The 23,388-nt window shown below is 73.8% G+C and carries 19 protein-coding genes; 10 read left to right on the top strand and 9 right to left on the bottom strand.

Annotation, left to right across the window (positions count from 1 at the left end; genetic code table 11):
- Nucleotides 1-9: 9 nt before the first annotated feature.
- The 4 genes from AD017_RS10515 to pdxH form a co-directional block, all read right to left on the bottom strand.
- On the bottom strand, nucleotides 10-1,404 hold the full coding sequence (locus AD017_RS10515; RefSeq protein ID WP_060574101.1) for a deoxyribodipyrimidine photo-lyase: 1,395 nt from the start codon (nucleotides 1,402-1,404) through the stop codon (nucleotides 10-12).
- 102 nt (nucleotides 1,405-1,506) lie between these two features.
- Entirely contained in the window at nucleotides 1,507-2,817 is a 1,311-nt protein-coding gene (locus AD017_RS10520) for a citrate synthase (RefSeq protein ID WP_010242512.1), read from the bottom strand.
- 89 nt (nucleotides 2,818-2,906) lie between these two features.
- Nucleotides 2,907-4,277 carry an MFS transporter gene (locus AD017_RS10525; protein ID WP_202969038.1) on the bottom strand — a complete coding sequence of 457 codons (1,371 nt, stop codon included), beginning with the start codon at nucleotides 4,275-4,277 and terminating at the stop codon, nucleotides 2,907-2,909.
- A 90-nt stretch (nucleotides 4,278-4,367) separates the two neighbouring features.
- Nucleotides 4,368-5,021 (bottom strand): pyridoxamine 5'-phosphate oxidase, encoded by a 654-nt coding sequence (gene pdxH, locus AD017_RS10530; RefSeq protein WP_010242516.1) that lies wholly within the window; start codon nucleotides 5,019-5,021, stop codon nucleotides 4,368-4,370.
- Between the two features lie 220 nt (nucleotides 5,022-5,241).
- On the opposite strand from pdxH, the gene AD017_RS10535 reads away from it, so the two are divergent.
- Complete coding sequence (locus tag AD017_RS10535) at nucleotides 5,242-6,390, top strand: citrate synthase 2 (protein WP_060574102.1); 1,149 nt, start codon at nucleotides 5,242-5,244, stop codon at nucleotides 6,388-6,390.
- 24 nt (nucleotides 6,391-6,414) lie between these two features.
- On the opposite strand, the gene AD017_RS10540 is transcribed toward AD017_RS10535, so the two are convergent.
- Nucleotides 6,415-7,338: a hypothetical protein gene (locus tag AD017_RS10540; protein ID WP_060574103.1), complete on the bottom strand. Its 924-nt coding sequence runs from the start codon at nucleotides 7,336-7,338 to the stop codon at nucleotides 6,415-6,417.
- Nucleotides 7,339-7,429: 91 nt separating this feature from the next.
- The gene (locus tag AD017_RS10545; RefSeq protein ID WP_033200638.1) at nucleotides 7,430-8,716 is read right to left on the bottom strand and encodes an MFS transporter; all 1,287 of its coding nucleotides are present in this window, start codon (nucleotides 8,714-8,716) and stop codon (nucleotides 7,430-7,432) included.
- Between the two features lie 70 nt (nucleotides 8,717-8,786).
- Between AD017_RS10545 and AD017_RS10550 the strand changes: the two genes are divergently transcribed.
- The 3 genes from AD017_RS10550 (at nucleotide 8,787) to sepH (ending at nucleotide 13,014) form a co-directional block, all read left to right on the top strand.
- A complete protein-coding gene (locus AD017_RS10550; RefSeq protein WP_082399162.1) occupies nucleotides 8,787-9,773 on the top strand; it encodes a GlxA family transcriptional regulator in 987 nt (328 codons plus the stop codon).
- 74 nt (nucleotides 9,774-9,847) lie between these two features.
- On the top strand, nucleotides 9,848-10,981 hold the full coding sequence (gene serC, locus AD017_RS10555) for a phosphoserine transaminase (RefSeq protein ID WP_010242526.1): 1,134 nt from the start codon (nucleotides 9,848-9,850) through the stop codon (nucleotides 10,979-10,981).
- A gap of 305 nt (nucleotides 10,982-11,286) precedes the next feature.
- Nucleotides 11,287-13,014: a septation protein SepH gene (gene sepH, locus AD017_RS37000; protein WP_145984039.1), complete on the top strand. Its 1,728-nt coding sequence runs from the start codon at nucleotides 11,287-11,289 to the stop codon at nucleotides 13,012-13,014.
- Between the two features lie 15 nt (nucleotides 13,015-13,029).
- Here the strand turns inward: sepH and AD017_RS10565 are convergent, their stop codons facing one another.
- A complete protein-coding gene (locus AD017_RS10565; RefSeq protein ID WP_060574104.1) occupies nucleotides 13,030-13,839 on the bottom strand; it encodes an RNA methyltransferase in 810 nt (269 codons plus the stop codon).
- Nucleotides 13,840-14,007: 168 nt separating this feature from the next.
- Here AD017_RS10565 and AD017_RS10570 point away from each other — a divergent pair, with 168 nt between their 5' ends.
- The 5 genes from AD017_RS10570 (at nucleotide 14,008) to AD017_RS10590 (ending at nucleotide 19,688) form a co-directional block, all read left to right on the top strand.
- Complete coding sequence (locus tag AD017_RS10570; protein ID WP_029239708.1) at nucleotides 14,008-15,495, top strand: glutamate--cysteine ligase; 1,488 nt, start codon at nucleotides 14,008-14,010, stop codon at nucleotides 15,493-15,495.
- A gap of 220 nt (nucleotides 15,496-15,715) precedes the next feature.
- Complete coding sequence (locus tag AD017_RS10575) at nucleotides 15,716-16,498, top strand: hypothetical protein (RefSeq protein WP_145984040.1); 783 nt, start codon at nucleotides 15,716-15,718, stop codon at nucleotides 16,496-16,498.
- On the top strand, nucleotides 16,495-17,607 hold the full coding sequence (locus AD017_RS10580; RefSeq protein WP_145982721.1) for a lytic transglycosylase domain-containing protein: 1,113 nt from the start codon (nucleotides 16,495-16,497) through the stop codon (nucleotides 17,605-17,607). Before AD017_RS10575 ends, AD017_RS10580 begins: the two co-directional genes overlap by 4 nt.
- Nucleotides 17,608-17,611: 4 nt before the next feature.
- Nucleotides 17,612-18,673 (top strand): glycoside hydrolase family 16 protein, encoded by a 1,062-nt coding sequence (locus AD017_RS10585; RefSeq protein WP_060574107.1) that lies wholly within the window; start codon nucleotides 17,612-17,614, stop codon nucleotides 18,671-18,673.
- Between the two features lie 85 nt (nucleotides 18,674-18,758).
- The gene (locus AD017_RS10590) at nucleotides 18,759-19,688 is read left to right on the top strand and encodes a family 16 glycosylhydrolase (RefSeq protein ID WP_060574108.1); all 930 of its coding nucleotides are present in this window, start codon (nucleotides 18,759-18,761) and stop codon (nucleotides 19,686-19,688) included.
- 183 nt (nucleotides 19,689-19,871) lie between these two features.
- Here AD017_RS10590 and AD017_RS10595 read toward each other — a convergent pair whose 3' ends face one another.
- The gene (locus tag AD017_RS10595; protein ID WP_010228387.1) at nucleotides 19,872-21,305 is read right to left on the bottom strand and encodes an NCS2 family permease; all 1,434 of its coding nucleotides are present in this window, start codon (nucleotides 21,303-21,305) and stop codon (nucleotides 19,872-19,874) included.
- Between the two features lie 66 nt (nucleotides 21,306-21,371).
- Here AD017_RS10595 and AD017_RS10600 point away from each other — a divergent pair, with 66 nt between their 5' ends.
- Nucleotides 21,372-21,653, top strand: coding sequence for a DUF2530 domain-containing protein (locus tag AD017_RS10600; protein WP_010228389.1), 282 nt, complete (start codon nucleotides 21,372-21,374; stop codon nucleotides 21,651-21,653).
- 19 nt (nucleotides 21,654-21,672) lie between these two features.
- Here the strand turns inward: AD017_RS10600 and AD017_RS10605 are convergent, their stop codons facing one another.
- Nucleotides 21,673-23,274 (bottom strand): alkaline phosphatase, encoded by a 1,602-nt coding sequence (locus AD017_RS10605; RefSeq protein WP_060574109.1) that lies wholly within the window; start codon nucleotides 23,272-23,274, stop codon nucleotides 21,673-21,675.
- Nucleotides 23,275-23,388: the final 114 nt, after the last annotated feature.

Genomic DNA, 23,388 nt, shown 5'->3' on the forward strand with positions numbered 1-23,388 from the left:
CTCGACCACTCACGAGCGCTTCGCCGCCTTCACTGCTTCGTAGCGGGCCAGTGCCTCCTCGCGCTCCGCCTTGTGCTCGACCATCCGCTCGGGATAGCCGTCCGGGAGGCCGTCCTTCAGCTTCCAGGGCTGGTGCACGGCCTTGCCCGGCACGTCGGCGAGCTCCGGGACCCACCGGCGCACGTAGTCGCCGTCGGGATCGAACCGCTCCCCCTGGGTGATCGGGTTGAAGATCCGGAAATACGGCGCCGCGTCGGTGCCCGACCCGGCCGTCCACTGCCAGCCGTGCTGGTTGGAGGCGAGGTCGCCGTCGACCAGGAGCTGCATGAAGTGCCGCGCGCCCCACCACCACGGCAGGTGCAGGTCCTTGACCAGGAACGACGCGACGACCATCCGCACCCGGTTGTGCATCCACGCCTCGGCACGGAGCTGGCGCATCCCGGCGTCGACGATCGGGAAGCCGGTGCGCCCGTCCTTCCAGCGTTCGAGGTCGTCGTAGGCCGCCTCGTCGGTGCGCAGCGGGAGGTGGTCGAAACCGGTGTCGTAGTTGCGCCGCGCGGAGTCCGGACGCCGGTACAGCACGTCGGCGTAGAACTCCCGCCAGGCGATCTCGGTGCGGTAGGCCTTGACCGAGTCGCCCCGGCGCGACCCGAGGTCGGCGAGCAGCGTGCGCGGGTGCACGCAGCCGTACTTGAGGTACGGCGACATCCCCGACGTGCCCTTCTTCGCCGGCATGTCGCGCTGCGACTCGTACTCCGCGACGCCCTCGTCGAGGAAGTCCGCCCACCGCGCCGCCGCCGCGGTCTCCCCCGCGTCGGGCAGCGCGGAGTCGCAGGGCTCGTCGGCGGGGACCTGCACCGCGCGTGGCCCGCCGTCCTTGCCGGACGGGTCCGTCCAGGTGCAGGTCGACGCGGACGTCTCGGCGGGGGCTCGCCAGCCGTGCTCGGCCCAGGCCCGGCTGAACGGGGTGAACACCTTGAACGGGTCGCCGTCGCCCTTGGTCACCCGGCCCGGCGCGACGGCGTAGGGGGACCCGGTGCGGACGAGCTCGGCGCCGGCGTCGGTGAGGGCCTTCTCGACCTGCTCGTCGCGCTCCCGGCCGTACGGGCCGTAGTCGGCGGCGACGTGCACGGTGTCCGCACCGACGGCCGTCGCCACCCGCGGGACGACGTCGACCGGGTCGCCCTTCACCACCAGCAGCCGTCCGCCGAGCGCGGAGTCGAGCTCCCGCAGGCAGCCGTACAGGAAGTTCCGGCGGGCCGCGCCCGACGGGTCGAGGAGCGCCGGGTCCAGCACGAACAGCGCGAGTGCCCGGTCGGCGGCGTCCGCGGCGGCCAGGAAGGTCGGCTGGTCGGCGACCCGGAGATCGCGGCGGAACCACACGACGGCAGTGCTGGAGGCCATGGGGCACGACGCTAGCCGCGGGGCCGCGCGCCCGCCCGGCGAACGACGACGGCCCCGCCGGGGTTCTCCGGCGGGGCCGTCGCAGGCGCGGTCAGGTGGGGTTCAGCGCTGCCCCACCGGCACGTAGAGCCGCTCCGCCGAGCCGGTGTACAGCTGGCGCGGGCGGCCGATCTTGTTCTGCGGGTCGTTCATCATCTCGCGCCAGTGCGCGATCCAGCCCGGGAGCCGGCCGAGCGCGAACAGCACGGTGAACATCTTCACCGGGAAGCCCATCGCCCGGTAGATGACACCGGTGTAGAAGTCGACGTTCGGGTAGAGCTTGCGCTCGACGAAGTAGTCGTCGGCCAGCGCCTTCTCCTCGAGCGTCATCGCGATGTCGAGCAGCGGGTCGTTGACGCCGAGCTTCTTCAGGATCGTCTCGGCCTGCTCCTTGACGATCTTCGCGCGGGGGTCGTAGTTCTTGTAGACCCGGTGCCCGAAGCCCATCAGCTTCGCGCCCTGCTCCTTGTTCTTCACCCGGTTCACGAAGTCGTCGACGTTGCCGCCCTCGACGTCCTTGATGCGGGTCAGCATCTCCAGTACGGCCTGGTTGGCTCCGCCGTGCAGCGGGCCGAACAGCGCGTTCACGCCTGCGGAGATCGAGGCGAACAGGTTGGCCTGGCTGGACCCGACGAGGCGCACCGTCGACGTCGAGCAGTTCTGCTCGTGGTCGGCGTGCAGGATCAGCAGGGTGTCCAGGGCGCGCGCGACGTCGGGGTCGACCTCGTACGGCTCCGCCGGGAACCCGAAGGTCATCCGCAGGAAGTTCTCGACCAGGCCCAGCGAGTTGTCCGGGTAGAGGAACGGCTGGCCCACCGACTTCTTGTAGGCGTAGGCGGCGATCGTGAAGACCTTCGCCATGAGCCGGACGGTGGAGAGCTCGACGGCCTCCTCGTCGTGCGGGTCCAGGCTGTCCTGGTAGAAGGTCGACAGCGCGCTGACCGCGGACGACAGCACCGGCATCGGGTGCGCGTCACGCGGGAAGCCCTCGAAGAACCGCTTCAGGTCCTCGTGCAGCAGCGTGTGCCGGCTGATCCGGTTGGTGAAGCCGTCGAGCTGCTGCTGGGTGGGCAGCTCGCCGTAGATGAGCAGGTAGCTGACCTCGAGGAACGTGGAGTTCCCGGCCAGCTGGTCGATCGGATAACCGCGGTAGCGGAGAATGCCTGCGTCGCCGTCGATGTAGGTGATCGCGGACGAACAGGCGGCCGTGCTGGTGAAGCCGGGGTCGAAGGTGACCAGGCCGGTCTTGCCGAGCAACTTGCTGACGTCGACGGCCTGCGACCCCTCCGTCGGGGTGTGCACCGCCATCTCGAACTCGCCACCCGAATGCTTCAGGACGGCGGTGTCGGCTTTGGCGGCGGTCTCGTCGGACATGTGGAGGTTCCCTCTCACAGCGGGGATCAATCGGGTCTCGGGCACACGCTAGCCCGCCGTGCGGGATCCGCAGAACGCGGCGACGAGAGTCACCCCGGCGAGCTGTTCGTCACCGGTGCCCGGTATCGGAGGAACTCGGGGAACTTCGCGACACACACGAGTGTGCCCACGATCACGGCCACGCCGCCCAGGGTCGCGGTGAGGCCGGGACCGATCACGGCGGCCGACGGACCGTGCCAGAGATCGGCCAGCCGCGGCCCACCGGCGACGACCACGATGAACACGCCCTGCATGCGGCCGCGCATCTCGTCGGTGGCCACCGTCTGGAGCATCGACGACCGGTACACCGAGCTGACCAGGTCGCCGGCACCCGCGACGGCGAGCGCCAGCACGGCGAGGAACAGCGAGCCGGTGAGTCCGAACACGACGATCCCGCCGCCCCACACGCAGACCGCGACGACGACGGCGACGCCCTGCCGCCGCACCCGCTGCAGCCAGCCGGACAGCACCCCGCCGGCCACCATCCCGAGCGGGATCGCCGCGAACAGCAGGCCCTGCTGGATGCCGCCCTCCGCGGTCCCGCCGAACGTCGTCGCCGCCATCTCCGGGAACACCACCCGTGGCATGCCGAAGCCCATCGCGATCACGTCCACCAGGAACGACACCAGCAGGATCCGGTGCATGCCGACGTAGCGGAACCCGTCGGCGACGGCCCGCAGGCCCACCTTCTGCCGGCCGCCCCCGGTGCTCTGCGCGGAGCTGGGCAGCGGCGGGAGCCGCCAGGTCGCCCACAGCGTGGCGAGCAGCGCGACCGCGTCGAGCAGGTACAGCGTGGACAGGCCGATGACGGGGATCAGCACCCCGGCGAGCAGCGGCCCGAGCACGGCGCCGACCTGCACGACGGTCATGTTCAGCGCGTTCGCCGCCGGCAGCTGCTCGGCCGGGATCAGCCGGGGGATGACGGCGCTGCGCGTGGGCTGGTTCATCGCGAGCATCGCCGACTGGACGGCGAACAGCACCAGCACCAGCCAGACGTTCCCCAGGTCGGTCGCCGACGCGACCCACAGCGCCAGCGAGGTCAGCGCGATCCCCGAGCCGGTGAACAGCAGCATCACGCGGCGGTCGACGGCGTCGGCGATCGCGCCGCCCCACAACCCGAACACCACGAGCGGGACCAGGCCGAACAGGCCGGTCAGGCCGACGTAGGCCGACGATCCGGTCAGCTCGTAGATCTGGATCGGGACGGCGACGACGGACAGCTGCGCGCCGATGACGGTGACGATCCCGGCCGTCCAGAGCCGCCGGTAGGCGGGCGTGCGCAGCGGCGTCGTGTCGGCGAACGTCGACCGCAGCACCCCGGTGACCCGGGACCGGACGGTCCGGGTCCGCGCCGTCGTGGCGCCGGTCGGGGGCTCGGGTGCGACGGGGCGGGTCGGGGACTCCCGGTCCGGGCCCGGCACCGGCTGGGTCGGCCCGTCACCGGGATCGTTGCGCCTGCTCACGATGTCAGGTGTACACGGGCGGGCGACCCGCCCGCCTCGGGGTTCCCCCTACGGGGCGAGCCTGCGGACCGACCAGGCGTCGTCGCGGCCGACGTCGAACCGCAGCCGGTCGTGCATCCGGTCCTCGCGGCCCTGCCAGAACTCGACCTGCCAGGGCACGATCCGCCAGCCGCCCCAGTGCGGGGGTCGCGGGATCCGCTCGACGTCGTCGAACCGGGCGGTCACCCCGGCCAGCGCCTGGTCGAGGACGTTGCGACCGGCGACGACCGTCGACTGGGCCGACGCCCACGCCCCCAGCTGGGACCCGCGCGGGCGGAGCGCCCAGTAGGCGTCGGACTGGCTGTCGGAGCACCGCTCCACCCGGCCGGCGAGCTGCACCTGTCGCTGCAGGTCGTACCAGGGGAAGGTCACCGAGGCGACCCGTGTGCGGTTCAGGTCGTGGCTCTTCGACGACGTGTAGTTCGTGTAGAAGACGATGCCGCCCGCGTCGAGGCCCTTGCACAGCACCGTGCGCGACGACGGCACGCCCTCGGGGTCGGCCGTCGCGAGCACCATGGCGTTCGGCTCGGCGAGGGCGGCCTCGCGTGCCTCCTCCAGCCAGACGGTGAGCTGCTCGTGCCAGGTCGGGGCGAGGTCCGCGACGTCGAACGGCCGACCCGCGTAGTCGGTCCGCATCCGCTCCAGCGCCGGCGCGTCGGTCATGGTTCCCCTTCCGAGCAGGTGTTCCCCCGGCCCCGACCGTAGGCGGGACCGGATCGCCCGTGCACCCGCCGAACGGCGGGCTCGTGCCCCGTCCGGCCCGCACCGTCCGTCGCCGTCCCCGGCCCTGCCCGGTTCGTGACCGATCACACCGGCCGGTCGCGTTGCCGGGAACCACGTACCGGGAGCAGGGTGACCGCGAATCCGAGCCGAAGGAGACCCGGTGACCGAGACCGCGACCAGCCCGACGCACGAGGTACCGCCGCCACCGCCCGGGTTCCGGTCCGGTCTGGAGGGCCACGTCGCGTTCCGGACCGAGATCGCCGAGCCGGACAAGGACGGCGGGGCCCTGCGCTACCGCGGCGTCGACCTCGAGGACCTCGCCGGGAAGGTGACCTTCGGCGACGTCTGGGCGCTGCTGGTCGACGGCCGGTTCGGCCAGGGGCTGCCGCCCGCGGAGCCGTTCCCGATCCCGGTGCACACCGGTGACGTCCGGGTCGACGTGCAGGCCGCGCTCGCGATGCTCGCCCCCTACTGGGGCTACCGCCCGCTGCTCGACATCGACAAGGCCGAGGCCAGGGACAACCTGGCCCGCGCCTCGGTGATGGCGCTGTCCTACGTCGCCCAGTCCGCGCGCGGGATCGGCGTGGCCGCCGTCCCGCAGTCCCGGATCGACGAGTGCTCGACGATCACCGAGCGCTTCATGACCCGCTGGCGCGGCGAGCCGGACCCCCGGCACGTTGCCGCCGTCGACGCCTACTGGGTCTCGGCCGCCGAGCACGGCATGAACGCCTCGACCTTCACCGCCCGCGTCATCGCCTCCACCGGGGCCGACGCGGCCGCGTCGCTGTCCGGTGCGATCGGCGCCATGTCCGGCCCGCTGCACGGCGGTGCCCCCGCCCGGGTGCTGCCGATGATCGACGAGGTCGAGCGGACCGGCGACGCCGAGTCCCTGGTCACGGGCATGCTGGACCGCAAGGAGAAGCTCATGGGCTTCGGCCACCGGGTGTACCGGGCCGAGGACCCGCGCGCCCGGGTGCTGCGCCGGACCTGCCAGGAGCTGGGCGCACCCCGCTTCGAGGTGGCGGCGGAGCTGGAGCGGACCGCGCTGTCGGTGCTGCGCGAGCGCCGCCCGGACCGGCCGATCGAGACGAACGTCGAGTTCTGGGCCGCGGTCGTCCTCGACTTCGCCGAGGTCCCGCCGCACATGATGCCCGCGATGTTCACCTCGGCCCGGACCGCGGGCTGGTCGGCGCACGTCCTGGAGCAGAAGCGGGAGGGCAAGCTGGTGCGCCCGTCCGCTCAGTACATCGGGCCCGGGCCGCGCAGCCCGGAGCAGGTCGACGGCTGGGACGCCGTCACCGGGAGCTGAGCCGCCGCCGGGCGGCGCGGGCCCTCAGGCCGCGCCGCCCGCCTCGTGCTGCAGGTCGAGGTCGTGGCGCTCGCGCCGGACCCGCTGGTCCTGGTGCAGCAGCGCGGTCGCCCCGATGCCGAACCCGTACGTCGCGGTGACGACCGCGACGATCGCCACGCCGCCGAGGACGAACGCGAGCGTCACCGCGCCGGCCACCCCGATCAGCACGGCGACGGTCCCCACCGGGATCGCCACGACGAACACGGCGAGCACGACGCTCAGCCCGACCAGGATCTGGACGCCGAAGCACCGCCACCACGAGCCGCGCACGAGCTCGACCGAGCGCCACAGCGCGTCCCGGGCCGGGCGACCCTCCACGACGGCGGCCGCCGGCGCGAGGGCCAGCAGCACCGACAGGTACAGCATCAGCAGGTACGAGACGGCGACGAGCACACCGCCGAGCACGGCCCCGATGCCGCCGGAACCCCACAGCGGGCCCGCGACCCCGGACGTCACGAGGGTCGGGACGAGCCCGATCACCGTGACGACCACCTCGACCCCGTAGATCGCGCCCAGCCGGGGCCGGGCCGCCGCCCAGGCCTGCCCGAGGCCGATCCGGGACCTGCCGAGCACCGCCGGGTGCAGGGTCGCCAGCACGATCGCGATCGCCGGCGGGGCGACGGCGAGCGTCACCAGCGCCGCCGGGATCGCCGTCAGCGACCCCTCGGCGAAGGCGGTGCCCGGGTCGGTCGTCACCGGACGGTCCAGGTCGAACCCGGCCGTCGCCGCCTGGGCCCCCAGGACCAGCAGCGACAGCAGCAGCGACGGCACCAGCACCGCCACGGGGTTCGCGCGGACGAACCGGATCCCGCCGCCGACGATCTCCCCCGCGTCCAGCGCGCGCAGCGGCACGATCCCCGGCCTCGGCGGTTCCGCGCCCCGTCCGCCCGGGTCGTTCTCGCTCATCGGTGTCCCCCTCGCCTCGACCGAGACCCCCGGCGTACCGGACGGACCGGCCGCGGGGCCAGCGGGACACCCGATCGTGATCACCGCGCGATCAGGCGGCGGGGGTGGGCTCCGGTGTCCGCTGCCGCCGGATCGCCACCGAGAGACCGGCCGCGACCAGGCACAGCACCGCGCCGCCGTACCAGGCGGCGTCGTAGCTGCCGAGCGCGTCACGGACCACGCCGGCGACCAGAGCGGCGAAGGCGGCACCGAGCTGGTGCGAGGCGAAGATCCAGCCGAAGACGACGGCCGACCGCGCCCCGAACACCTCCCGGGCCAGCGCCATCGTCGGCGGGACCGTGGCGACCCAGTCCAGCCCGTAGAACACGACGAACGCGAGCATGCTGGCGTTCAGGTCGGTGCCGAACAGCGGCGGCAGCAGGAACAGCGAGACACCGCGCAGCGCGTAGTAGGCCCCGAGCAGCAGGCGTGGGTCGACCCGGTCGGTCAGCCAGCCGGAGAGGATGGTGCCCACCAGGTCGAAGATCCCGACCAGGGCGAGCAGCGACGCGGCCGTCGTCGCGGGCATGCCGTGGTCGTGCGCGGCCGGCACGAAGTGCGACTGGACCAGCCCCGCGGTCGTCGCACCGCAGATGAAGAACCCGCCGACGAGCAGCCAGAACGTGCGGTGACGGGCGGCGTCGCGCAGCGCGCGCAGCGCCAGTGCGGCGGCCCCCGACCGTTGCGGTGCGACGACGTCGGCCTCGGTCCCGCCGTACGGCAGCACCCCGACGTCGGCGGGCCGGTCGCGCAGGAACAGCAGAACGACGGGGACGACGGCGAGCGCCGCGGCCGCGGTGACCAGCGCCGCCGGGCGCCACCCCACGGACTCGACGACCGTCGCCACCAGCGGCAGGAACACCAGCTGCCCGGTCGCGGTCGCCGCGGTGAGGATCCCGGAGACCAGCCCGCGCCGGGCCACGAACCAGCGGTTCACGACGGTCGCGACGAGTGCCATCGCCATCGAGCCGGTGCCCAGTCCCACGACGACGCCCCACAGCAGCACCAGCTGCCAGACCGCCGTCATGAACACGGTCGAACCGGCCCCGACCGCGACGAGCAGCAGGGCGCAGCTCACCACCCGCCGCACCCCGAACCGCTCCATCAGGGCGGCGGCGAACGGCGCCGTCACCCCGAACAGGGCGAGGTTGACCGCGAGGGCGAACGAGATCGCGCCGATCCCCCAGCCGAACTCGGCGTTCAGCGGCTCGACGAGCACGCCCGGCGTCGAGCGGAAACCCGCCGCGCCGAGCAGCGCCAGGAACGTCGCTCCGGCCGCCCACCAGGCCGGGTGCACCCGGCGTTCCCGTCCCGCGGCGCGCGGGGGTGCCTCCGTCATGCCCCGAGCCTGCCCCGGCGCGATGATCGACGACAGTGGCCGATCGGACGACATGTGCAAAAATTCGGCCATGTCCACCGCACCGCACCGGGTCAGCGTGCTCGCCGTCGAGGGCGTGATCGCGTTCGAGGTCGCGATCCCGGAACGGATCCTCGGCACGACGACCGCGTCCGACGGCACCCCGCTCTACGACGTCCGGGTCGCCTCCCTCGACGGCGGCCCGGTCCGCACGAGCTCCGGCTACCGCCTGCTGCCCGAGCACGACCGGGCGGTGCTCGACGACGCGCAGACCCTGGTGGTCCCGGCCGTCGCGCTCGGCGGGCCCGGACCGGCGGGCCGCCCGCCGCGGGAACCCGACCCGGCGGTGCTGGAGCTGATCCGCTCCGCCGCGGCCCGAGGACGGGTGGTCGCGATCTGCACCGGCGCGTTCGTGCTGGCCGCGGCCGGGGTGCTCGACGGCCGCCGCGCGACGACGCACTGGGCGCACGCCGACCGGTTCCGGTACCGGTACCCGCAGGTGGAGCTGGAACCCGACGTGCTGTTCGTCGACGAGGGGAACGTGCTCACCTCCGCCGGGGTCGCCGCGGGCATCGACCTGTGCCTGCACCTGGTGCGCCGCGACCACGGCGCGCAGGTCGCGTCCGCCACCGCACGGCGCAACGTCGTCGCGCCGTGGCGGGAGGGCGGGCAGGCCCAGTTCGTCGAGCACCGGCCCGCCGAGACCGACGGCCCGGACACCGCGTCCGCGCGGGACTGGGCGTTGCGCCACCTCGACCGCCCGCTCGGCGTCGAGGAGCTGGCCGGGCGGTCGTCGATGAGCGTCCGCACCTTCACCCGGCGCTTCCGCGCGGAGACCGGGACGAGCCCGGGGCGCTGGCTCGCAGCCCGGCGCCTCGACCTCGTCCGACGCCTGCTGGAGACGACCGACCTGCCGGTCGAGCAGGTCGCCGCCCGCTCGGGCTTCGGCACCACCGCGGCGCTGCGGCACCGGCTGCACACCGAGATCGGGATGGCGCCGCTGGCCTACCGGCGCACGCACCGCGCCCCGCAGCACTGAGTCCGCGGCACCGGGATGTGGCAGGGGGCACCGTCGGGTCGGCAGGGCCGTACGGTGCTGCAACACTGGTCGGCGTGACCTCTCCAGCCGATCTGAAGATCCCCGCCGACCTCCTGCCGTCGGACGGCCGCTTCGGCTGCGGACCCTCCAAGGTGCGGACCGAACAGCTCTCGGCGCTCGCCGCGACCGGTGACTCGCTGCTCGGCACCTCGCACCGGCAGAAGCCGGTGAAGAACCTGGTGGGACGCGTGCGGGCCGGCCTGTCCGAGCTGTTCTCCCTGCCCGAGGGCTACGAGGTCGTCCTCGGCAACGGCGGCTCGACCGCGTTCTGGGACGCCGCCGCGTTCGGCCTCGTCCGCGAGCGCTCCCTGCACCTCACCTACGGCGAGTTCTCGCAGAAGTTCGCGGACACCACGAAGGGTGCCCCGTTCCTGGCCGACCCGGTGGTCGTCTCCGCCGAGCCGGGCAGCGCGCCCGCGCCGGTGAGCGACCCGTCGGTCGACGTGATCGCCTGGGCGCACAACGAGACCTCGACCGGCGTCGCGGTCCCGGTGAACCGCCCGGCCGACGCGACCGACGACCAACTCGTCCTCATCGACGCGACCTCCGGCGCCGGCGGCCTGCCCGTCGACGTGTCGCAGTCCGACGTCTACTACTTCGCCCCGCAGAAGGGCTTCGCCTCCGACGGCGGGCTGTTCCTCGCGCTGATGAGCCCGCGCGCCCTCGCCCGGGTCGAGGAACTGGCGTCCTCGGACCGCTGGATCCCGCCGTTCCTGTCGCTGGCCACCGCCGTCGACAACTCGGCCAAGGACCAGACGTACAACACCCCGGCCGTCGCCACGCTGTTCCTGCTCGCCGACCAGATCGACTGGCTGAACGGCCTCGGCGGGCTCGACGGCGCCGTCGCACGCACCCGCGACTCGTCCGAGCGGCTGTACTCCTGGGCGGAGAAGAGCGACTTCGCGACGCCGTTCGTGACCGACCCCGCGCACCGCAGCCAGGTCGTCGGCACGATCGACTTCGACGACTCGGTCGACGCGGCCGCCGTCGCGACCGCGCTGCGGGCGAACGGCATCGTCGACACCGAGCCGTACCGGAAGCTGGGGCGCAACCAGCTGCGCGTCGGCATGTTCCCGGCGGTCGAGCCTGCGGACGTCTCCGCGCTCACCGCGGGCATCGACTGGGTCGTGGGGCAGCTCGCCTCCTGACCCCCCGCTCGACGACGGCCGGGCACCGCCTCCTGCGGTGCCCGGCCGTCGCACGTCCGGGGTCCTCCACGATTCGTTGCGTGATCGATAGCGACTCGTTGTAGTCACACGAGTCACACGTGCCCCACTGTGCTCATGCACCACGGCCCGTGGGAGTCTGCGCACGGTGAGTGACGCCACTCCCGGGTCCCACGGCCAGGTGGACTCGGCGACCAGGCAGAACTCGCCCGGCGCGCCTCACCCGGAGCCGAGCCGTGGGGATCTACCGTCACCCGGACGGGGACGAGCAGCGGGAGGACTGATCGATGCGGGCGTTGCGGGTCGTGGGGGTGACCGGGGACGGCTCGGTCGTCCTCGAGGACCCGGGGCGCCGCGAGCGCTACACGGTTCCGGCCGACGAGCAGCTCCGCGCCGCCGCACGTGGCGACGTGACCCGGCTCGGCCAGATCGCGATCGAGTTGGAGAGCCAGTTGCGCCCACGGGAGATCCAGGCCCGCATCCGGGGCGGCGCGTCGGTGGACGAGGTCGCCGCGGCGGCAGGCGTCCCGACCCAGAAGATCGAGCGCTTCGCCTATCCGGTGTTGCTCGAACGCTCCCGCACCGCCGAGCTCGCGCAGGGCGCGCACCCGCAGCGGGCCGACGGCCCCGACTCACGCACCCTCGGCGAGACCGTCGCGCACACCTTCGGCCTCCGCGGGCAGGACTACGCGTCCGCCGGCTGGGACTCCTGGAAGGGCGAGGACGGCAAGTGGGTCGTCGTGCTCACCTGGCAGACCGGGCGCTCGGACAACGCCGCGCGCTGGGCCTTCCAGCCCGGGGCGCACGGCGGCACCGTCGTCGCGCTCGACGAGCACGCCTCCGACCTGATCGAGGGCCTGCCGGCGCGTCCGCTGCGCCCGCTCGGCGCCGTCGTGGACATGGCCCGTGACGAGGACGACCAGTCCTCCGCACCCGCCGCAGCCGAGCCCGCCCGGGCCGTCGCGGGCGGCCAGGCCCCGGCACCGCCGGAGGCGTGGGCCGGGCGCGGGATCGCACCCGAGCAGCGCCGGTCCAGCCCGCCGCGACCGCGGATCGAGCCCTCCACCCGGACGTCCGCCCGCACCGACGAGGCGCGCCCGCCCGCCGCCGCGGCCCCGGTGATCCCGCGGACCGATCCCGACGACGACACCGCCGGTCCCGGGGACCCCGCCGGTCCCGGGGACCCCGCCGACCCCGCCGCCACCACCGTCGCCGACGCTTCCGACGTTGCCGAGCCCGTCACCTCTGCCGAGGCGGCCGACGCCAGCGGTTCCGGCGGGTCCGGCAGTTCCGACGCCGCCGGGGCCGTGGCCGCACCGGGATCGGCCGGCGGATCGCAGGCCGCTGCTGCGCCGAGCACTCCCGCCGGCAACTCCACACCGGGCACCCCCGCCCCCGGCTCCGGCAGCCGGTCCGCCGGGGCACCGGCAGACCCGGACGGTGCAGCGACCCGGTCCACCTCGGCTCCGGCCACTTCGGCTCCGGCCACCTCGGCTCCGGCCGGCTCGGCTCCCGCCACCTCGGCTCCGCCCGGCTCGACCCCGGATGCCGCCGACTCGTCCGAGGCCGCCTCGGCCCCGTCGGCCTCGGACACCGGGGGGAACCAGGTCTGTGGAATCGCTTCCCAGGGAAGCGATTCCAGCGACGCCACCCCCCCGGACTCCGCCGCGACCGGCGCCGCGGCCCCGCGCTCCGGGACCACCGGCGCGACCGCCGCCGGTTCCGACAGCACCGGGCCCGACAGCACCGGTTCGGACGACACCGGTTCGGACGACACCGGTTCCGACGACAGCGGTTCGGACAACGGTTCCGACGACACCGGGACCGCCGCAGCGGCGGCCGCCGAGCAGGCCCCTCGGAACGGGACGCCCGCGTCCGACGAGGAGAGCGGCACCACCGGTACGGACCAGGGGGCACGGCAGCGCGGCGGCGCCGCGGGACGGCGGACGAAGAAGGGCAAGCCCGTCATGCCGTCCTGGGACGAGGTCCTGCTGGGCGTCCGCGGCCAGCGCTGAGACGACCCGACCGGTTCAGCCGCCGCCCGTCACCGCGTGGAACGCCACGGCGGCCGCGGTGGCGACGTTCAACGAGTCCACACCGGTCGCCATCGGGATCCGGACGCGCCGGTCCGCGGCGGTCAGCGCCTCGTCGGTCAGGCCCGGCCCCTCCGCGCCCAGCAGCCACGCCACCCGGCCGCCCGCGAGTCCCGCCGTCGCCAGCGGCTCGGCGCCCGCGTCCGGTGTCAGCGCGGCGACGGTGAACCCGGCCTCGCGCAGGACGTCCAGCGAGGCCGGCCACTCGCCGTCGAACCGGGTGAAGGGCACCCGCAGAACGTGCCCCATCGACACCCGGACGCTGCGGCGGTACAGCGGATCGGAGCATCCGGGGCCGAGGAGGATCCCGTCCACCCCGAGCGCGGCGGCGTTGCGGAACAGCGATCCGAGGTTCTCGTGGTCGCCCACACCCTCGCAGACCGCGACGGTCCGCGCGCCGGCCAGCAGCTCCGCCGGGTCGGGCGCGGGCGCCCGGTCGGCGACCGCCAGCACCCCCCGGTTGAGGTGGAAACCGACCGCCTGCGCCATCGTGTCGGCGTCGGTGGAGAACGCCGGGACGTCCGTCCCGTGCAGGTCATCGGCGAGCTCGGCCAGCCGTCGCGGGACCCCCAGCAGCGACCGCACGGGGTACGGCGAGTCCAGCAGCCGCCGCACGACGACGACACCCTCCGCGATCACCAGGCCGCGTCCACCGGGGCGGTCCGGCCGCCGATCGGCGGTCGTCAGATCGCGGTAGTCGTCGATGCGGGGGTCGTCCGGGTCGTCGACGGGGGTGAGGAGGGCCACGGCGGCCGATCGTCCCACGTCACTGACCGTTCGCCGCATCTGGTCGCCCTTTCAGCCGGTACCGCCCCGTCCGGGGATATGACACCGTGTACTGCCGCCTCCCTCGGTGCCGGGCCTGGTCCGGTCGGGTGAGGAGGCGCTCCCCGTTCGATGGAGGTCGGTTCGCGCATGGGTCAGGTGGTCGACCGGACGACGTTCACCCGGCGCGACCGCCAGCGGTACCGGATCAAGGTGCAACGGTGTCTCGACTCCCTCGAGGACCTGCTCCGCACCTACCCGTTCTCCGACACCGAACCGATGACCGGTGTGGAGATCGAGTTCAACCTCGTCGATCCGGCGCTGGCACCGTCGCTCAACGGTCACGACGTCCTGGAGACGATCAACTCCGGGGAGTGGCAGACCGAGCTGGGTCGCTGGAACCTCGAGCTGAACCTGCCGCCGCGGCCGCTCCCGGGCGACCAGTGGCGCCAGCTCGAGCACGAGCTGCTCGACCTGCTGGCCGGGGCCGGGGCCAAGGCCGGTGACCTGCGCACCCAGCTCGCGATGATCGGCATCCTGCCCACCCTGGACCCGAGCCACATGACCGGCGAGGCGATCTCGCCGGACGACCGCTACCAGGCGCTCAACGACCAGATGCTCAACGCCCGCGGCGAGCCGATCCGGATCGACATCACCGGCTGCGATCCGGACGAGCGGGTCAACGCGGACTTCGAGACGATCATCCCGGAGGCGGCCTGCACCTCGATGCAGCTGCACCTCCAGGTCGCGCCCTCGGAGTTCGGCCGGTACTGGAACGCGGCGCAGTGCCTGGCGGGCGTGCAGCTCGGCCTCGGCGCGAACTCGCCGTACCTGCTCGGGTCGCAGCTGTGGTCCGAGACCCGGATCCCGTTGTTCGAGCAGGCCTGCGACGTCCGGACGCCGGAGTTCCACAACCAGGGCGTCCGGCCGCGGGTGTGGTTCGGCGAGCGCTGGATCGACTCGGTGCTGGACCTGTTCTCCGAGAACGCCCGCTACTTCCCCGCGCTCATGCCGCTCACCACCGACATCGACCCGATGGCGCAGATGCGCGAGCAGGGCTTCCCCGAGCTGCCCGAGCTGACCCTGCACAACGGGACGATCTGGCGCTGGAACCGGCCGATCTACGACAGTACGGGTGCGACACCGCACGTCCGCCTGGAGAACCGGGTCCTGCCCGCCGGCCCGACGACGGTCGACATGGTGGCGAACGCCCTGTTCTTCTACGGGCTGCTGCGCACGCTCGTCGAGGCCGACCAGGAGCTGTGGCGTTCGGTGTCGTTCGAGGCCGCCCGGGAGAACTTCCAGACGGCGGCACGGCACGGCATGAACGCTCCCCTCTACTGGCCCGGTACCGGGTGGGTCCGGCCGGACGAGCTGACGCTGCGCAAGCTGCTCCCCCTGGCCCACGAGGGCCTGGCCCGCTGGGGAGTCAGCCAGGCCGTCTGCGACCGGTACCTGACCGTGCTGGAACGGCGCTGCGTGACCCGGCAGACGGGGTCGTCCTGGCAGATCGACACCGTCACCGCGCTGGAGGAACGCGGTGCCGACCGGATGACGGCACTGCACGGGATGTTGGAGCGCTACCTCGCCCACTCCGCGGCGAACCAGCCGGTGCACACCTGGGAGCTCCCCTCCTGATCCGTCCCTCGTAGGCGGCCGGCACGGCACTCCGTGCCCGGCCGCCTTCACCATCGCGAAGCGGTTCGGCCGAGCCCGTCCGGCGAGGACCCGGCGTTCCTACCGTCCCCTCCGCGTGACCCGCCCGGGCACGCGGTCCGGGGAGGGACATGTCCGCGCAGCAGCACCAGGTCCGGCCGGCCGGTGACCCCGGTCCGCGGCGATGACGGGGACGGTCGCGATGTCCCCGTTCCGCCTCTTCGGACGTCCGCAGGCCACCGTCGACGACGGTCCCGACCCCTGGCTGGACGACCCGGCCCCGTCCCCCGGCACCGGCGGGCCCGTGCCGTCCGACCGGGACCCGGCAGGTGGGCGGGCCCCTGGCGGGCCCGCGACCGCCGCCGCCCGTCCCGCGCTGTGGACACCACTGTGGACACCGCACCGGCCGCCGCTCCCCGAGCCCGCCGTCCCGGAGCCGGTCACCGATCCGTTCGGCTTCCCACCGGTCCCCGCCCGCACCGTCGCGGCACCGGCACCGGCACCGGCACCGGCACCGGCACCGTCCGTCGACCCGGCCGAGGCGGCCGCACTGGCCGGTGCGTTCGCCGCCGACCTGCTGTCCTGGGACGAGGACGACCCGGCTCGCCGGGCCCGGGCCGTCGGCGCGCACCTCGCGTCCCCCGAGGGCGCCGGGCTCCTGGGCTGGGACGGCACCGGCCGGCAGCGCGCCGACCTGGTGCTGCCCGGCAGGATCCGCACCGACGGCGACCGGGCACGCGTCGACGTCCGGGTGCGGGTCGTGCCCTCCCGCAGGGTCGACACCCGCGCGCCGGGCGTGCCCGAGCCCGAGCCCGACGCCCCTCTCGGCGAGCCCGCCGCGGCACCGGCGCCGGCGGCACGCGGCTGGCGCGGCCTGGCCGCCCGCTGGGTGCGGATCGAGGTGACCGTCGTCCGCGACGGTGACCGGCTCGTCGTCGACGCCGGTCCGGTCCCGGAGCCGGACGGATGCGGACCGGCGCGATGAGCGTGCGCGTGCCGTTGCTGCTGCTCGCCGTCGTCGCCGCCCTCCTCGCCGGGACGTCGACGGTCGCCGCCGCCGTCCCCCCGGCGCCCGGTCCGGACGCGGGCGCCGTGCCCGGGGCGGCCCGCCCGTACCTCGGCCTGGTCACCCAGCTGACCGCGCAGCGCTGCCCGGAGCTCCCGCCCGCCTGGGTCGTCGCCCAGGTGCAGGCCGAGTCGGGCTGGGACCCGGCCCTGCGCACCGGCGCCGCCGCGGGGCTGCTGCAGGTCTCGGAGCGGACGTGGGTGGCCGCCGGTGGTGCGCCCTGGCCGGACCCGGCGCTGACCGACCCGGCCGGGCACCTGCGCACGGTCGTGCCGTGGCTGTGCTCGACCCTGCGGGCCGCCGCGGGCCTGCTGGCGACGACGCCGAAGGACGTCCCGGTGCTCGACGCGATGCTCGTCTGTCACGTGGCGGGGTGCCGGCGGGTGGCGGAGTCGGCGTCCGGGGTGCCGCAGCCCGGCGAGGCGGGCTGCTCGCCGGAGTGCTCCGCGGCGGTCCGCCGCTACGTCGACACGGTGCACGACCTCGCCGCCCGCTACTCCGGCGCCCCCGCCCCCGACGACCGGGCGGGCGCCCCGGCGCCGGACGCACCACCGGACGACCCCGCGGCGGCACCCGCACCCGCGTGGACGGGCGGGGCGACCGGCTGCGACCGGCCCGACCCGGTCCGCACCGGCGGCTGCCTGACCGGTGCCACCGCGCACGGGCTCGCGGCGGTCACCGCGGTGTTCGAGCCGGTGATCGACACCGTCGGCTGCTGGGACGAACACGCCCAGAACCCCCGCTCCGACCACCCGAAGGGACGCGCATGCGATCTGTTCACCGGCCCGGCCGGACGCGTCGCCGAGGGCGCCGACCTGGACGAGGGCTGGCGGATCACCCGGTGGTTCGCCGGCAACGCCGCCCCGCTGAAGGTCCGGTACCTGATCTGGCAGGGCCGCTACTGGGACCCGTCGGTGCGCGACGACGGCACCGGCTGGGGCCGCCGCTACACCGGCGGCGGGGTCTACGACACGTCCGACCCGACCGGCGGGCACTACGACCACGTCCACGTCAGCTTCGCGGAGTGAGCCGATGACCGCCGACGAGCTGGAGGACCTGATCAGGAGGCTCGTCACGAAGGGCGTGACGGTGCTGATGTTCACCCTCGGTCCGGCCGGGGAGGTGGTCGGCGTGACGCCGGGCGGTGACCCGGCGCCGCCGGTCGTGCAGGAGCAGGATGCCGGGCCGCGGGAACGGCCGCCGCTGGAGCTCGGGGACGGCGGCGACGTCTGCGTCGACGTGGATGCCGACACGGATACCGAGGTGGATGCCCACACGGACACCGACACGGACACCGGCACGGACACCGGCACGGGCACGGTGGGACCGGGCTCCGGGCCCTCCTGCCCCGCCCCGGAGACCGGGTCCACGCCCGGCCCCGACGACCCGGCACCATCGGGTGATGGCACGACAGCAGGAGAAGACGGCGTGACCGCCGAGGGCACCACCGCCGCAGGGACCCAGGGCTGGGGACGGCCCGTCCGCACCGACGACTTCACCGGCGGCACGTCGGGCTGGAGCATCTACGACGGCCCCGGCCACGACGGGAACGGCCGTCGCACCCCCGACGCGGTGAGCGTGCAGGACGGGGTCCTCACCCTCACCGGCGGTCCCGACGGCAGCACCGCCGGGATGGCGTGGACCGAGGGCAGCCGGCGGTACGGCCGCTGGGAGGGACGGGTGAAGGCCCCGGCGTCGGACCCGTCGTACAACGCGTTGCTCCTGCTCTGGCCGACCGCGGAGAACTGGCCGGAGGGGGGTGAGCTGGACTTCATGGAGATGATGGACCCGGCCCGCCGGACGACGAACGCGTTCTTCCACTACGGCGCCGACAACTCGCAGGTCGAGGGCTCCGTGGAGATCGACGGCACGGAGTGGCACAACTGGGCGCTCGAGTGGACCCCGGAGCGGATCACCGCCTACGTCGACGGCGAGCCGTGGTTCGAGACCACCGACCCGCAGGTGCAGCCGCCGGGCCCGATGCACCTGTGCATCCAGCTCGACTGGTTCCCGAAGGGCGGCTCGGTCCGGGAGTCGACGATGCAGGTGGACTGGGTCCGCGAGTACGACCTGGACGGCGGGGCCGCCGGCTGAACCCGATCCGGTGACGCCTCTCAGCGCAGCCACAGCCACCCCCTTCTAGCGTGACGCCCGTCCCGGCGACCAGAGGAGGACGGACGTGCACCAGGAGGCTCCGGAGCGGGAGCATCGCGCTCCCGACGACCCGGAGGCACCGGGCCGCCGTCGCTGGCCGACGGCGCTCGGCGTCGTCGTGGCCGTCGCCGCTCTGGCCGGGATGATCGGGTTCGCGGCAGGCGCCGACCTGTTCGGCGGGTCGCGGACCGCACCACCGGCGCAGTCCCCGGCTCCGGCGGCACCGGCCCCCGGCGGGATGCACGACCAGGAACGCCCCGGGCAGGTCGGGGCGCTCGACCCGGCGAACCGGTCCGACGCGGAGGCCGCCGTCCGCAACGGCTGGCAGCTGACCGCGAACGACGAGTTCGACGGGACCTCCCTCGACCGCGACAAGTGGAGCCCCTACACCGGCGAGACCACCGGCGGGGTCGGCAGGCACCTGGCGGAGAACATCTCCGTGCGCGACGGCCAGCTCGTCCTGACCAGCCGCGGCCGCACCTCGGCCGGCCTGGCGTGGCGGGGCGGTCAGCAGTACGGCCGCTGGGAGATGCGGGCCAAGACCAACCCGGGAACCGGGTACGGCGACGTCGCGCTGCTGTGGCCGGACGCCGAGGACTGGCCCGAGGGCGGCGAGCTCAACTTCATGGAGATCCCGAAGGGCGACCGCTCCGAGACGCACACGATCGTCCACTACGGCGAGGACAACTCCCAGGTCGGCAAGACCGTCCGCGGTGACTTCACGCAGTGGCACAACTTCGCCGTCGAGTGGCTGCCGGACCGGGTCGTGTTCTACGTGGACGGCCAGGAGGTCTTCCGGACCACCGATCCCGAGCAGATCCCGCCGCGCCCGATGCACCTGGCGATGCAGCAGGACATCGGCCCGTACGGCGACGACTGGATCCCGGCGCTCGACGAGACCTCGCCGGAGACCCTGGACTTCCAGGTGGACTGGGTGCGGATCTACGCGCCCTGACGGACGGATCACCGGTCCCGCTCGGCGGCGGGGCCGGTGTGACTGGGGAAAGAAGGAGGCCCCGGCTCCTGTGGGAGCCGGGGCCTTCTCCTGTCCCGAACTGACGCGCCGCTCCCACCACGAAGCGACACCCAAAAGTTAGCTCAGCCTTGCCTTACTTCGCAAGCCCTGACCGTGACCTTTCTACCCCAGCAGCTCGCGCAGCGGGCCCACCCCGAAGTATCCGACGAACAGGATCGCCACGACCCACATCAGCGGGTGCACCTTCTTCGCCCGTCCGGTCGCGGCGGACAGGGCCACGTAGCTGATGAACCCGGCGCCGATGCCGTTCGCGATCGAGTACGTGAACGGCATGACGGTCACGGTGAGGAAGACCGGAATCGCGATCTGCAGGTCGTCGAGCTTGATCGAGGTGATCTGCCGGAACATCAGCGCACCCACGACCACCAGCGCCGGTGCCGCCGCCTCGACCGGCACGATCGCGTACAGCGGCGTGAAGAACATGGCGAGCAGGAACAGCACGCCGGTCAGCACGTTCGCCAGGCCGGTCCGGGCGCCCTCCGCGATCCCGGCCGCGGACTCCACGAACAGCGTGTTCGACGACGCCGACCCGGCCCCGCCGGCGACCGCGCCCGCCCCCTCGACGACCAGTGCCTTCCCGACGTTCGGGAGCTTGCCCTCGGCGTCGGTCAGCCCGGCCTGCCTGCCGAGTCCGGTCAGCGTGCCCATCGCGTCGAAGAAGTTCGCGAGCACCAGCGTGAAGATCAGCAGGACGACGGTGATGATGTCCAGCCGGGTGAAGGCGCCGAACGAGACCTGGCCGACCAGCGACAGGTCGGGCAGCCCGACGATCCGGTCCGGCAGCGCCGGCACGGCGAGCGACCAGCCGCCGGGGTTGTCCGGCCCGGACGCGCCGACCCCGGCGAACGCCTCGACGACGATCGCGATGATCGTGTTGAGCACGACGCCGATCAGGATCCCGGCCCGGACCCCCCGCGCCACCAGCACACCGACGATCACCAGGCCGACGACGAACACGAACGTCGGCCAGGACGCGATGGAGCCGTCGATCCCGAGGCCCACCGGCACGGTGGTGTTGGCGGCGTCCGGCAGCCGTCGCACGAACCCGGAGTCGACGAGCCCGATCAGTGCGATGAAGGCCCCGATGCCGACGGCGATCGCCGTCTTCAGCTCCGTGGGTACGGCGTTGAACACCGCCGTCCGGAAGCCGGTGACGGCGAGGATCACGATGATGATGCCGTCGATGACGACGAGGCCCATCGCCTCCGGCCAGGTCATCATCGGGGCGATGGTCACCGCGAGGAGGGTGTTGATCCCCAGCCCGGTGGCGATCGCGAACGGATAGTTCGCGAGCACGCCGAACAGGATCGTCATGACCCCCGCGACCAGGGCCGTCACCGCGGCGACCTGGGCGACGGGCAGGATCCCGCCGAGGGCGTCGGTCTTGGCAGAGGGGTCGGTCGGGGTGATGCTGCCGAGGATCAGCGGGTTCAGGACGATGATGTAGGCCATCGCCATGAAGGTGACGAGACCCCCGCGCAGCTCCCGGGGGATCGTGGACCCGCGCTCGGACACACGGAACAGGCGCTCGATCACGGCGACACCCTAGACGCGGCGCAACGGTTCCGGCGCCCGGCCGTGCTACGTCTACGCTACGGACCCGTGACGGCACACGAGAACGGCGATCCTCCGCCCCCACCGCCGTTGCCGCCGCGGTTCTACGAGTCGCCGCCGGTGCTGCTCGGCGGGATGCTGCTCTGGGCGGTCGCGACCGGCGTCGTCGTCCTGTCGTGGCTGGTGGGCGGCCCGTGGGACGCCGGGTCGTTCTGGACGTGCATCGCGGGGCTGGGGGTCGGCCTGTTCGGCGCCGCGATCTTCACCGCGCAGCGAGCGGCCGCGCGCCGCGGGGACCGTTCGGCCCAGCGGGGCATCGAACCCCGCTGAGCCACTCCGCACCGGCCGCTCAGCCGGGGACGACGCCGGGACGGCCGTCCTCCACCGCCCACACCGCCCGCGTCGACAGCGAGCCGCCCGGGCGCTCCACCCGGTCCATCACCCGGAACGAGCTGCGCCACTCGCCGGGGGTGAGGTCGACCCGCACGTAGCCGCGCTGGTCGTTGACGAACCGCAGGGTCGGCGTCGCCTCCTGGATCGCGCGCAGCTGCTCCCCGACGTCCTCGCCGTCGCCCTTGCTGGAGATCGAGGTGCCGACGAACTCCGACGCGACGACCGGTGAGCCGGGCTCCTCGAACGAGCGCAGCAGGTCGCCGGCGTAGTTCTGGTGCCGGTCCCCGGTGATGACCACGAGGTTCGGCACCCCGGCGTCGGCCGCCGCGCCGAGCACCCGGTTCCGGTCGGCGACGTAGCCGTCCCACGGGTCCGTGTTGACCTCGGTGACCGGGCCGGGCTCGCGGTCCGTGAGCCCCATCGGTGCCTGGTTGCCCAGCACCTGCCAGCGGGCCTTCGAGCGGGTGAACCCGTCGAGCAGCCACTCCCGCTGCGGGGCGCCGAGGATGGTGCGGCGCTCGTCGAACCGGTCGGCGCAGTCGGTCGTCCAGGTGTCGCCGCAGGACTGGTCGTCGCGGTACTGGCGGGTGTCGAGCATGGTGAAGTCGGCCAGCGTGCCGTAGGAGAGCCGCCGGTAGAGCCGCATGTCCGGGCCCTTCGGGAGCTGGGCGGCGCGCAGCGGCAGGTGCTCGTAGTAGGTGGCGAACGCGGCCGCCCGGCGGGCCCGGAAGACGGCGCGGTCCTGGTCCGGCTCGTCGTCGTCCTCGGAGACGTCCGCGGCCCAGTTGTTCTCGATCTCGTGGTCGTCGAAGACGGTGATCCACGGGAAGGCCGCGTGCGCGGCCTGCAGCGGCGCCTCGGACTTGTAGAGCGCCCACCGGGTCCGGTAGCTCGCGAGGTCGGTCGGCTCGGCGACGGCCGACGCGGGTGGCGTCTGCCCCCGCTTCGTCTCGTCGATCGTCGCCTCGTACAGGTAGTCGCCGAGGAACACGACGAGATCGAGGTCCTCGCGGACCATGTGCTCGTAGGCGGTGTAGTGGCCGTCGCCCCAGTTCGGGCAGGAGGCGAACGCGAACGCCAGCGACGACGGTGTGTCGCCCGGCCGCGGCGTCGTCCGGGTCCGGCCGACCGGCGAGACCGCGCCGCCGGGGCCCGCCACGCGGAACCGGTAGTGGTACACCCGGTCCGGTGCGAGGCCGCCGACCTCGGGGTGCACGGAGTGCCCGAGCTCGGGCGTGGCGAGGACCTGTCCGCGCCGCACGATCCGGGTCATCCGCTCGTCGTCGGCGACCTCCCACAGCACCGGTACCGGCCGGTCCGGCATGCCGCCCCGGCCGTCGGCGGCGAACGGCTCCGGCGCGAGCTTCGTCCACAGCACGACCGAGTCGGCGGCCGGGTCACCGGAGGCGACGCCGAGTGTGAAGGGGTCCGTGCCGCGGGTGGCCCGGGGAGCCGCGGCCGCGACGCCGGCGTCCCACGCACCGGTGCCAGCGAGCACCGCCGCTGCACCCGCACCCGCCCATCCGAGGAATCGCCTTCGCCCGATCGCAGTAACCATGACTGCGACGCTCGGTGATCGAGCTGGCGGTCACGTGTCCGACGGGTGACCGGTCCCTGATCGCCGCCGGAACGTTGCCCATGCCACGTACCCGACCGGGGCGCCCGGGCACCA

Source organism: Pseudonocardia sp. EC080619-01 (genome assembly GCF_001420995.1).
GTDB lineage: Bacteria > Actinomycetota > Actinomycetes > Mycobacteriales > Pseudonocardiaceae > Pseudonocardia.